This window comes from Flectobacillus sp. (genome assembly GCF_049240685.1).
Lineage (GTDB): Bacteria > Bacteroidota > Bacteroidia > Cytophagales > Spirosomataceae > Flectobacillus.
The window spans coordinates 2305-12423 of sequence record NZ_JBMLSD010000145.1; the positions used below are offsets into that span (position 1 = coordinate 2305).

The following is a 10119-nucleotide window of genomic DNA, read 5'->3' on the forward strand; positions in this document are numbered from 1 at the left end:
GGAAGTTGTATATTGAAAAATGAGTAATTCAGTAAAAAGGCACAAAGTGTACAGGTACAAAGGCACAGAGTGTACAGGTGTAAAGGCACCAAGTGTACGGGCACAAAGGCACAGAGTGGTTTTGTATTATGAGTGAAAATATAGAATTGATATTGAGTTTAGGGTGTTGATAGCTAGATGTTTACATTCGCAACTCGCCACTCACAATTCACAATTCATCACTCAAACCTATCTTAACGCTACTGGTTTTGAGTAAAAGAAATCTGGACGAATGTTAATCATCGCATAAAACCATGTGCCTGTTTTGTCATAGGTTGCTGTTGCGTTTTGTGCTTTGGCAATTGGCATACTGTCCGTCGCATTCATGATTGAATAGCCTAGTTCGATATTGGTAAACTTATTCATGTTGTAGTTCAACGTAAAGTCTAACTCAGTGCCCAATTGGTTATTAATCGTGCTTTTGATACCATCAGAGCCTGTTTTTACCATAGCTTTGTTTAAGGCAAAAGAATGATAATCCAAGCCAACTGTTAAGATATTTGTGGTATATTTTACTTTGAAATAAGCATTGTTCAAGCCTCCTGCTGGTGCGCCTGTACCCACATAAAAGTAATCCATATAGCCCCAGTGGCGGTGTGGTGTTCCATAAAGTGGGTCAAAGCGATTGTTTTTGCCACTAGGATTTACCGCATCATTACCTGAAAGAACATCATAGCCTGGCGTAAATGCCCATTTGCCTTTTTGATATGTTGCCGAAAGTGTGTAGTGATAAGCATCCATTGCTACACCATCACGGTCTTTTCCTGTTTGCGCATAATACGCACCTTGGAAAGCAATTTTTCCAAATCCTGAAGCATTGCCTAAAGTATGATTAATCATCAAACCGTAAGTTACTCGACTGTTTACCCCTTTTTGTCCTCTAAAATCTTTGCCATACAAATACCCTGTCGAACTGTTTCCGACCAAGGTATCCATCTTGTATTTTCCAAAATCATCATTGAAAAACAAGCCTGAAAACTTGGTCTGATTAAACTTACGGGAGATATATACGCTCTTGAATGATTTATAATCTTGCGTAGCACCGTTGGTACTTGGATTACTCGTAAATACCGCTCCGTTCGGAATCGTTCCTGCGGGTACTGCCACCAAAGCGCCCTTCGAATTTGGCATATACTGTGGTGTGTTGGCAGGTGTATAAATAGTCCCCGTTGTATTAAATGCATCAGTATTTTGGTTAAAAGCATAACCTACATCAAACTGCCAACCTGAGTGCATTCCTTTGAGTAATACCATGTCGTGACGACGACCTTGTTGCAACCAATCCAAGTTACCAATCAATCTTACATCATCATAATTCAATTCTTGACGACCAATTTTGATTGAAAGTTGATCAACTGCCTTGAATTTAATCGTAGTATCGGCTTTGTTGGCTAAGGTTACTTCAGCCCAGCCTTCATGTAACATCAAGCGATTACCATCATTATTCGAGATAGTAGAGGCATCTTGTCCCCATACACGAATGTCCTGAACGGTAGCTCCAAATGTTACACGGTCCCACTTGTAACCAAAAATCAAACGAGTACGTTGAGAGGTAAATGCCGCAGCATCAGAGCCTGCTGGTACTAAGTTACCTAGTCCATTTCGAATCTCAGTACGAGTTCTAACTTGACCTTGAAGAGTGAATTGTGCCTTCGACACAAAGTGAGTAGAAACCCCCACCAATAAGGCTAATGCAGCCTTGATTTTGTAAGTTTTTTTCATACTTTTGTAGCTGATTGTAAAATTTTAACAGAGTTTTGCGATTTTCGCCCGAATCGAGACCCCCATCTCATTCGGGTTTTTTTGTTTGTTTTAAAAGAGAAATAGATGTGAAGTACTAGTGCTGAATTATGAGTTGTGAATTGTGAATGTGAAATTTTAATTAAATCTAAACATCAAGCTTTCGGTTTGCAGCAATGGGCATTGAGCAAAATGTATCAGTTTTTAAAACTATTTGCCTAATGCCTATTGCCTCACAACTTAAATCTTATTAGGCCATTTCTGGTTCTAACTGTAATTTTTCTGAAGTTTGAGATTGTTTTTCGAAACGACTTATCGCTACCACTAAACCAATAGCGCCTACTACCAAACCGATATAGAAGAATGCTTGGTTATAAGTAATGTTTTCAGATTTGAACAAGAAGCCTGCTAGCACACCACCAAGGTTGCCACCAGCACCTACGATTCCCGAAACAGAACCTACATTTTTTGAATCAATAAAAGGTACTATTGCATAAGTGGCACCATTCGCCATTTTTAAGAAGAAAGCAAAGCCTAACATTGCTACGATAGCCATTGCCAAGGAGTTAGTTTGAGCAAAGAGAATAATACCGATACCTTCCAAACTTAATAATCCAGCCAATAACCAGCCTTTGCCACGCATTCCCATTTTTGCTCCTACCTTGTCGGCTACGATTCCACCGATGGCTCTTGCAAACAAGTTCATGAACCCGAAGATACCTGCCAATAAGCCTGCTGTTGCTAAATCACATTTGAAGTATTCTGAAAAGTATAAAGCAGCCACATTGTCGAAGGTAATTTCGATACCAAAACAAGCTCCATACGCCAAAAACAAAATCCAAGTACGAAAATCAGCGGCTGCTGCCCAGAATGAACCTTTGGTTTGTTGTTGGCGAGTAATTTCTGAGAAGTTACCAGCAGGCGTGTCTTTCGTAAAACGAAAATATACAAATGCCATGGCCAATAAAATCACTCCTGGAATCGTCATGGCTAATCTCCATGCTTCTGGTTTGGTATACCCTGCTCCAACAAAAGCCGCAAATACCAAGGGCATAACCATGTTGGTAATACCACCTCCCAAATTGCCCCAGCCTCCAGCTAGAGCATTGGCTGTTCCTTTAATTTGGGGTGCAAACATCATAGAAGTATGGTATTGAGTAATTACAAAAGAGGCGCCGATCACGCCAATGGCCAAGCGAAACAATAAGAAACTTTCGTAGCTATTGGATAATCCGATACCAATAACAGGAATTGAACCTAGGATAAGTAACCCTGTGTAGGTCAAGCGTGGTCCTAACGTGTCACATAAACGTCCGATAATTAAGCGAGCAAAAATTGTTGCCGAAACCGAAGCAATCATTACATTTCCGATTTGAGCTTTTGTAAGTCCCAAATCATCTTTGACGATTTTCATCAATGGCGCAATGCCAAACCAACCAAAGAAGCAAAAGAAAAAAGTGACCCATGTAATATGAAAAGTCTTCATTTGGATTCCTTTCCACGACAATACATTCAAAGACTCCAACGGAGCCCTGTTTGATACAGAGTTTTGCGATAACATAATTTATTCCTGTTTTCAGTAACATGACTGCCCCCACAATCATAATACAGATGGTTTTACATTCGCCCCCACGAATGACCATTTTCAACAAACCGTTGAAGGGAAATAAAGAACTAAAGTGCCCAGAAAGCGGGCAGGATATAAGATTTATTAATTTTGAGAGTGTTGATGAAAAATGAAGTAGTCTAATTTATCAAGGTAATTAGTGGAACAGTTTCGCTGAAATATCGTTGAAACCTCTTTTTGTTTTATATAGTGTTTGATTACGTTCTAATAAAATGACCTCAACCACGCATCGTTCTAATTTCTTCTTTTAAGTAAGTTTCTATATATTCTGGATGAAGACTTACCACTTCTCCAATAATAATCACTGCTGGATTGCTCAGTTTTTGTGTTTTTACTTTTTCTCCAATATCTTCAATTGTTCCAACTAGGTACTTGGCGTTGTCACGGGTGCCGTTTTGAACAATTGCTACTGGTGTTTCTTGTTTTTGATATTCAGTAAAAATCTCACAAATCTGGTCTAGTTTACTCATCCCCATCAAAACAACTACAGTTGCAGTTGATTGAGCGGCTAGCCTTAGGTCATTTGAAAGCTCACCTGTTTTGGTAGTACCCGTAATTACCCAAAAGCTTTCAGCATATCCTCTCGTTGTAACTGGAATTCCTACTGAAGCTGGTGCCGCGATGGCCGAAGTAACACCCGAAATAACTTCACAAGGAATATTAAATGAACGAACATATTCTATTTCTTCAAAGCCTCTTCCAAATACAAAAGGATCGCCACCTTTTAGCCTCACTACATGTCCATAATCAAGTGCCAATTGTACTAACTGATAATTGATTTGTTCTTGCGTATAAACATATTTACCTAAGCGTTTTCCCACATATACTTTTATTGCTTCGGGCTTGGCATACGCCAAAAGTTCTTCATTTGCTAAGGCATCATATAGAATAACATCTGCTGACTCTATTGCTTTGATACCTTTTAGAGTAATTAACTCTATATCACCTGGGCCAGCTCCAATCAAACTTATTCTTGGAATATTCATATTCTATTCTTTTTTGATATTTTTGCTTATGATTGAAACTACTCAGTTGTGATTTCGATACAAAAATGCTATAAAAATGTTTAAATCCAAAATTTAAGTTGAAATTTTAGGTATTTTTTTGAAAAAATTTGCAAAATCAATAAAAATAGGTTTAAATTTGATACACAAACAAAGGAGATGTGGGAAAAATTGAATAAATTTGTTATAGAATTAATACAATTGATAGCAATTTTTCATTTAGTATTTATAGTGATAAATAACTAATTACACATTCTCTATTCGCCTTACTTAAACTGAGTATTTATTACTAGTTAAGCAAAATTACTTAACTTTTTTTTATACAAACTTCACAACGGCTTAAATAGAGTAAAGATACTTAATACAAAAAAAGGGTATCTGTACAAATCAGTAATCAAGCATTTATCATCCTATAAATAACCATCAAATGAAAAAGAAAATTGTCGTAGTGGGGAACGGCATGGTGGGGTATAAGTTTTGTGAAAAGCTTATTGCAAAAGACACCGCTCAGGAGTTTGATTTGGTTGTATTTGGCGAAGAAATTCGTCCAGCTTACGACCGTGTTCACTTGTCGTCGTATTTCGCTGGTAAAACAGTCGAAGACCTGACAATGGCTCCTGCAAGTTGGTATGCCGAAAATGGCATTACCCTTCACCTTTCTGACCCAATCGTGGACATCGATAGAGATGCCAAGACGGTTCGCTCGCACCATGGTTTGGTCGAGTCGTATGATTATTTAGTGTTAGCTACGGGTTCGGCTGCCTTTGTGCCTCCGATTCCTGGCGTTGAAAAAGACGGCGTGTTTGTTTATCGCACTATCGAAGATTTGGACATGATGCAACATCATGCTAAAAAAGCGAAAAAAGGTGCAGTGATCGGTGGAGGTTTGTTAGGGCTTGAAGCAGCAAAGGCATTGCTCGACCTAGGATTAGAAGAAACGCATGTAATCGAATTTGCGCCAAGGCTGATGCCTCGCCAAGTAGATGATGCAGGCTCAAAAATGCTTCAAACTAAGTTGGAAGAATTGGGCTTGAAGATTCATTTGAATAAGAATACCCAAGAAATTCGTGGCAATGGGGCTATCTCTTCGATGCTTTTTGCCGATGGAGTAGAGTTGGAAGTAGATATGTTAGTGATTTCGGCAGGTATCAAACCTCGTGACGAAGTGGCGCGTATCGCAGGATTAGAAGTGGGTGTACGCGGAGGTGTGATTGTAAATGATTACTTGCAAACCTCCGACTCGAATATATATGCTATTGGCGAATGTGCTTTGGCACACCACATGATATATGGCTTGGTAGCGCCAGGCTATGAAATGGCAGATGTAGTCGTAAATCAATTGGTGAAGGATAAGGACAAGTCATTCAAACCATTTGATATGTCTACCAAACTCAAGTTGATTGGGGTAGATGTAGCAAGTTTTGGGGATGCTTTTATTCAAGAACCTAATTGCCAGACTATCGTTTACGAAAACTCTGCCAAAGGAGTTTATAAAAGAATCAATATTTCCAATGATGGCAAATACTTGCTCGGAGGGATTTTGATTGGCGATGCAGAGCAATACAATATGCTTTTGCAAAATGTCAAAAATCAAACGATTCTTCCTCCCGACCCAGAGGATTTGATGTTAGGTGCTCGTGGAGGTAAAGAAGAATCAGGTGCTGGCGTAATGGCTTTGCCAGATGATGCTTCAATTTGTTCATGTGAAGCTATCTCGAAAGGACAAATTTGTGGGGAAGTTTTGGCAGGAAATAATACCCTTGATGCTATTAAAAAATGCACCAAAGCTGGTACTGGTTGTGGAGGTTGTGTTCCGATGATCAAAGACCTTATCAACGAAACCATGAAAAGCCAAGGGGTGTATATCCGCAATATCATTTGCGAACACTTTGATTACACACGCCAAGAGCTTTTTGACCTTGTCAAAATCAAAGGATATAGGACTTACGAAGAGGCTTTGGACGGTTTGGGTCATGGCGATGGTTGCGAAACTTGTAAGCCTGCCGTAGCTTCTATCTTGGCAAGTTTATGGAACGAAATGATTTTGGTAAAAGGCAATGACACCGTTCAAGACTCGAACGACCGTTATTTGGCGAATATCCAGAAAAATGGTACTTATTCGGTTGTACCTCGAATCCCAGGTGGAGAAATTACACCCGAGAAATTGATTGTAATTGGACAAGTTGCTCAGAAATATGGATTATACACCAAAATCACAGGTGGTCAGCGTATCGACCTTTTTGGTGCACACGTATCTGACTTACCTGCTATTTGGGAAGAATTAGTCAATGCGGGATTTGAATCAGGACACGCTTATGGCAAGGCATTGCGTACCGTAAAATCTTGTGTGGGTTCTACTTGGTGTCGTTTTGGTTTGCATGATTCTGTATCCTTTGCCATCGAAATCGAAGAGCGATACCGTGGACTGAGAGCGCCTCATAAGTTCAAATCGGCTGTTTCGGGCTGTACGCGTGAGTGTGCCGAAGCGCAATCGAAAGACTTTGGGATTATCGCCACCGAAAAAGGATGGAACTTATATGTATGTGGCAATGGCGGCGTAAAGCCTCAACACGCTTTATTGTTGGCCAGCGACATCGACTCAGAAACTTGTCTCAAGTACATCGACCGTTTCTTGATGTTTTATATCAAAACGGCAGAACCTTTGACTCGTACTGCCACATGGCTCAACAAACTCGATGGTGGAATAGACTACCTCAAAGCAGTAGTAATCGACGATGTATTAGGCTTAAATAAGCAGTTTGAAGATGAAATGAATATGCTCGTAGAGGCATATCGTTGTGAATGGAAAGAGGTAGTAACAAACCCTGAACTTCGCAAACGCTTTACACACTTTGTCAATGCGCCACACCTAAAAGACCCGAATGTCAAATTCGAGCCAATGCGTGATCAAATAAAGGCCGCAGAGTGGGTAAAGTAATGATTCAACTGATTGAAGGCAATCAATTTTTGTTGTCACAAGTCCTTAAAAAGCAAATACAATGAGCAACATATTAGCAGAAGATACCCTTGTTTGGCATTTGGCATGTTCAGAAGCCGACATACCCGAAAATGGCGGAGCTTGTGCTCTAATCGAAGGAGAACAAATCGCTATTTATAATTTCAAAAGAAGAGGTGAGTGGTTTGCCACTCAAAATCTTTGTCCACACCGCCAACAAATGGCTCTTTCGAGAGGTATGATTGGCTCGACGGGCGAAGAACAAGAACCTAAAGTGGCTTGTCCTTTTCATAAAAAGACTTTTTCCTTAAAAACAGGAGCTTGTCTTTCAGGCGATGATTACCAGATTCAAACCTATCCTGTTAAAGTAGAAAACGGAATGGTTTACGTGGGATTATAACGAGCCAATATCGCTTTGGACTTGTTTTTACCTCCTTGTTTTAGGGCAAGTCCAAAGCAAAATATTATCCTTTTGAGATTTTTTTGAAACAATTTGATAACCAATAAATTACTTGAAACGACTTAGCGATTTATTTCGAAAAATTGGTATATTTCAGGTTATGAGGCCTTTAGATACCCAAGTTTTTCAACGATTGACCCGCTTGTATGTGATTGCACTTACAACGGTTGCCGCTTTGTCTATGTCAGGACAATTGGTTATTCAATTGTTTCTACACCAATTACTAGACGATTCTCATGTAATTAACATTGCAGGGCGTCAAAGAATGCTCAGCCAGCGATTATGTAAAACTTCGATTTTACTCTGTCGACCAGAAATTTTTCCTGCTGATGCCGAGCATTACAGTCAAGATATTAAGGATATCATACGGTTGTGGGAGGGATGTCACAAAGGTTTGAAAGGTGGTGAGTTAGATACCCCCGAACAAACCTACACGGTTCGTAATAGTGCAAAGATTGATAGTTTGTTTGAAGAGATTAATCCCGTTTTTACGATTATGCTCTCCAATGCCAAGACTATCAGTCAGGTAATCGAGAACCCTGTAAAGAATAAGGCAGATACGCTTCAGGCTTCACTCAAGCAGATTTTGAGTAATGAGCGTAATTTCTTGAAAATGATGGATAAAATCGTTTTCCAATATGATAAAGAAGCAAGTCAGCGAGTAGATACAATCAAGCGTATCGAGTTGATTCTGTTTGTGTTATTATTTGTGGTATTGGTACTTGAAGGACTCTTAATATTCAGACCGATAGCCAATTATATCAGAGTGGTGATTAAAAAACTTACCGACTCAGAAAAAGAACTGCGTGAATCCAACGAAATGCTTGTAACAACTCAGGAAGCACTCGTACAAGCAACAGAGGAAAAATATAAATTACAACTAGCAGAAGAAAAAGTCCGCTCAGCCTCATTAATGGAAGGACAGGAGCTAGAGCGAAAGCGTTTGGCTCGTGAGCTACACGATGGGATTGGGCAAATGCTTACGGGTTTGAGACTATTGGGTGAGCGTGTACGAAGTACGCCTTTTGCGACCGAAAAGCAAGAAAAATCTTTTGAAGAGCTACAAAAGCTCATTCAAGAAACGATTGAAGCTACTCGTACTGTTTCGTTCAATTTAGCACCATCCGTCCTGAGTGATTATGGACTTGGGCCTGCGGTAAGGATTTTGACAGAACAAACTTCTAAAATGTCGGGAGTTACTATTGATTTTCATGATAATATTCAGAAACGTTTACCTGAAAATATAGAAACTACCCTTTACCGTGTTGCTCAAGAAGCCCTACACAATGCCATCAAATACGCGGAAGCAAGTTTGATTAGTGTTCATCTTGAAGAAACTAATCAAAAAATCATTATGCAAATTATAGATAATGGGAAAGGCTTCGAGATAGGATTAAGCAAGAAAGGTCTCGGCGGAAATGGTCTGAAAAATATGCAAACTCGTAGTAATTTATTGAACGGGCAGTTTAAATTACAGTCAGGAATTGGAAAGGGAACCTCCATTCAGGTGGTTATTCCTCTATCGAATAAAAAGAAGTCATCCACTATTTCAAAGAAAAAAACATTAACTCAACAGACAACGACGATATGAATCCTATAAAAGTATTATTGGCCGACGACCACGATGTGGTACGTAAAGGCATGAAAATGCTCCTTGAGGACGAAGAGGGTATACTCGTAATTGGAGAAGCTGCCGATGGCGCCGAAGCAATCGACAAAGTAAAAATCTTGATGCCTGATGTGGTTATCCTAGATTTGACTATGCCCAAAATGACAGGTATCGAAGCGGCTGCTGTTATTTCGCAAGAATATCCATCGGTTAAGATTTTAATCTTTTCGATGCATAATAATCGTGAGTATATTATCAATTCTGTCGAGAATGGCGCAAGTGGATATTTGCTAAAAGATACAGGCAAAGACGAATTGCTACGTGCTTTGACCGTTGTTTCAGAAGGACGAAAGTATTTTCCACCCGAAATATCAGAAGTTATTATCGATGAATTATTAGCAAAAAATCTATCGGGGGGAGCTCCTGCTGAAAGCAAGCCTATTTTTCAGAAAATTACGCCAAAAGAGCGCCAAATTCTTGACCTTATCGTACAAGGATATAATAGCCGTGAAATTGCGGATAAGCTGTTTTTGAGTATTCGTACTGTCGACAATCACCGTGCGAATATGATGAAGAAAACTAAAGCAAAAAATACTGCTGATTTAGTAAAAATGGCAATACAATAACCATTGAGTGAGTTGAGATTGAGTGAATGAGTGATTTTTATCTATCTCATTCACTCAA

Annotated in this window: 7 protein-coding genes; 4 read left to right on the forward strand and 3 right to left on the reverse strand. The window is 39.4% G+C overall.

The genetic code is table 11. The features are described from left to right. Positions 1-228 precede the first annotated feature (228 nt). The 3 genes from ACOVQ4_RS06600 to cobA form a co-directional block, all read right to left on the reverse strand. Positions 229-1761 (reverse strand): alginate export family protein, encoded by a 1533-nt coding sequence (locus tag ACOVQ4_RS06600; RefSeq protein ID WP_421819861.1) that lies wholly within the window; start codon positions 1759-1761, stop codon positions 229-231. Between the two features lie 268 nt (positions 1762-2029). Next, complete coding sequence (locus ACOVQ4_RS06605; RefSeq protein WP_421819862.1) at positions 2030-3340, reverse strand: NarK family nitrate/nitrite MFS transporter; 1311 nt, start codon at positions 3338-3340, stop codon at positions 2030-2032. 284 nt (positions 3341-3624) lie between these two features. Further along, positions 3625-4392, reverse strand: a complete 768-nt coding sequence (gene cobA, locus ACOVQ4_RS06610) for a uroporphyrinogen-III C-methyltransferase (RefSeq protein WP_421819863.1) — start codon at positions 4390-4392, stop codon at positions 3625-3627. A gap of 445 nt (positions 4393-4837) precedes the next feature. Here cobA and nirB point away from each other — a divergent pair, with 445 nt between their 5' ends. The 4 genes from nirB to ACOVQ4_RS06630 all read left to right on the forward strand — a co-directional run bounded on the left by nirB (position 4838) and on the right by ACOVQ4_RS06630 (position 10061). Further along, a complete protein-coding gene (nirB, locus tag ACOVQ4_RS06615) occupies positions 4838-7348 on the forward strand; it encodes a nitrite reductase large subunit NirB (protein ID WP_095166895.1) in 2511 nt (836 codons plus the stop codon). Positions 7349-7409: 61 nt separating this feature from the next. Beyond that, positions 7410-7766 (forward strand): nitrite reductase small subunit NirD, encoded by a 357-nt coding sequence (gene nirD, locus ACOVQ4_RS06620; protein ID WP_166578334.1) that lies wholly within the window; start codon positions 7410-7412, stop codon positions 7764-7766. 160 nt (positions 7767-7926) lie between these two features. Then, positions 7927-9417 (forward strand): ATP-binding protein, encoded by a 1491-nt coding sequence (locus ACOVQ4_RS06625; RefSeq protein ID WP_421819864.1) that lies wholly within the window; start codon positions 7927-7929, stop codon positions 9415-9417. After that, the gene (locus ACOVQ4_RS06630) at positions 9414-10061 is read left to right on the forward strand and encodes a response regulator (RefSeq protein WP_421819865.1); all 648 of its coding nucleotides are present in this window, start codon (positions 9414-9416) and stop codon (positions 10059-10061) included. The genes ACOVQ4_RS06625 and ACOVQ4_RS06630 overlap by 4 nt, the downstream gene beginning before the upstream one ends. Positions 10062-10119: the final 58 nt, after the last annotated feature.

Excerpts from the sequence above, each read along its gene's own strand:
- ACOVQ4_RS06600 (WP_421819861.1), bottom strand. The coding sequence starts at position 1,761 with ATGAAAAAAACTTACAAAATCAAGGCTGCATTAGCCTTATTGGTGGGG.
- ACOVQ4_RS06605 (WP_421819862.1), bottom strand. The coding sequence starts at position 3,340 with ATGTTATCGCAAAACTCTGTATCAAACAGGGCTCCGTTGGAGTCTTTG.
- cobA (WP_421819863.1), bottom strand. The coding sequence starts at position 4,392 with ATGAATATTCCAAGAATAAGTTTGATTGGAGCTGGCCCAGGTGATATA.
- nirB (WP_095166895.1), top strand. The coding sequence starts at position 4,838 with ATGAAAAAGAAAATTGTCGTAGTGGGGAACGGCATGGTGGGGTATAAG.
- nirD (WP_166578334.1), top strand. The coding sequence starts at position 7,410 with ATGAGCAACATATTAGCAGAAGATACCCTTGTTTGGCATTTGGCATGT.
- ACOVQ4_RS06625 (WP_421819864.1), top strand. The coding sequence starts at position 7,927 with ATGAGGCCTTTAGATACCCAAGTTTTTCAACGATTGACCCGCTTGTAT.
- ACOVQ4_RS06630 (WP_421819865.1), top strand. The coding sequence starts at position 9,414 with ATGAATCCTATAAAAGTATTATTGGCCGACGACCACGATGTGGTACGT.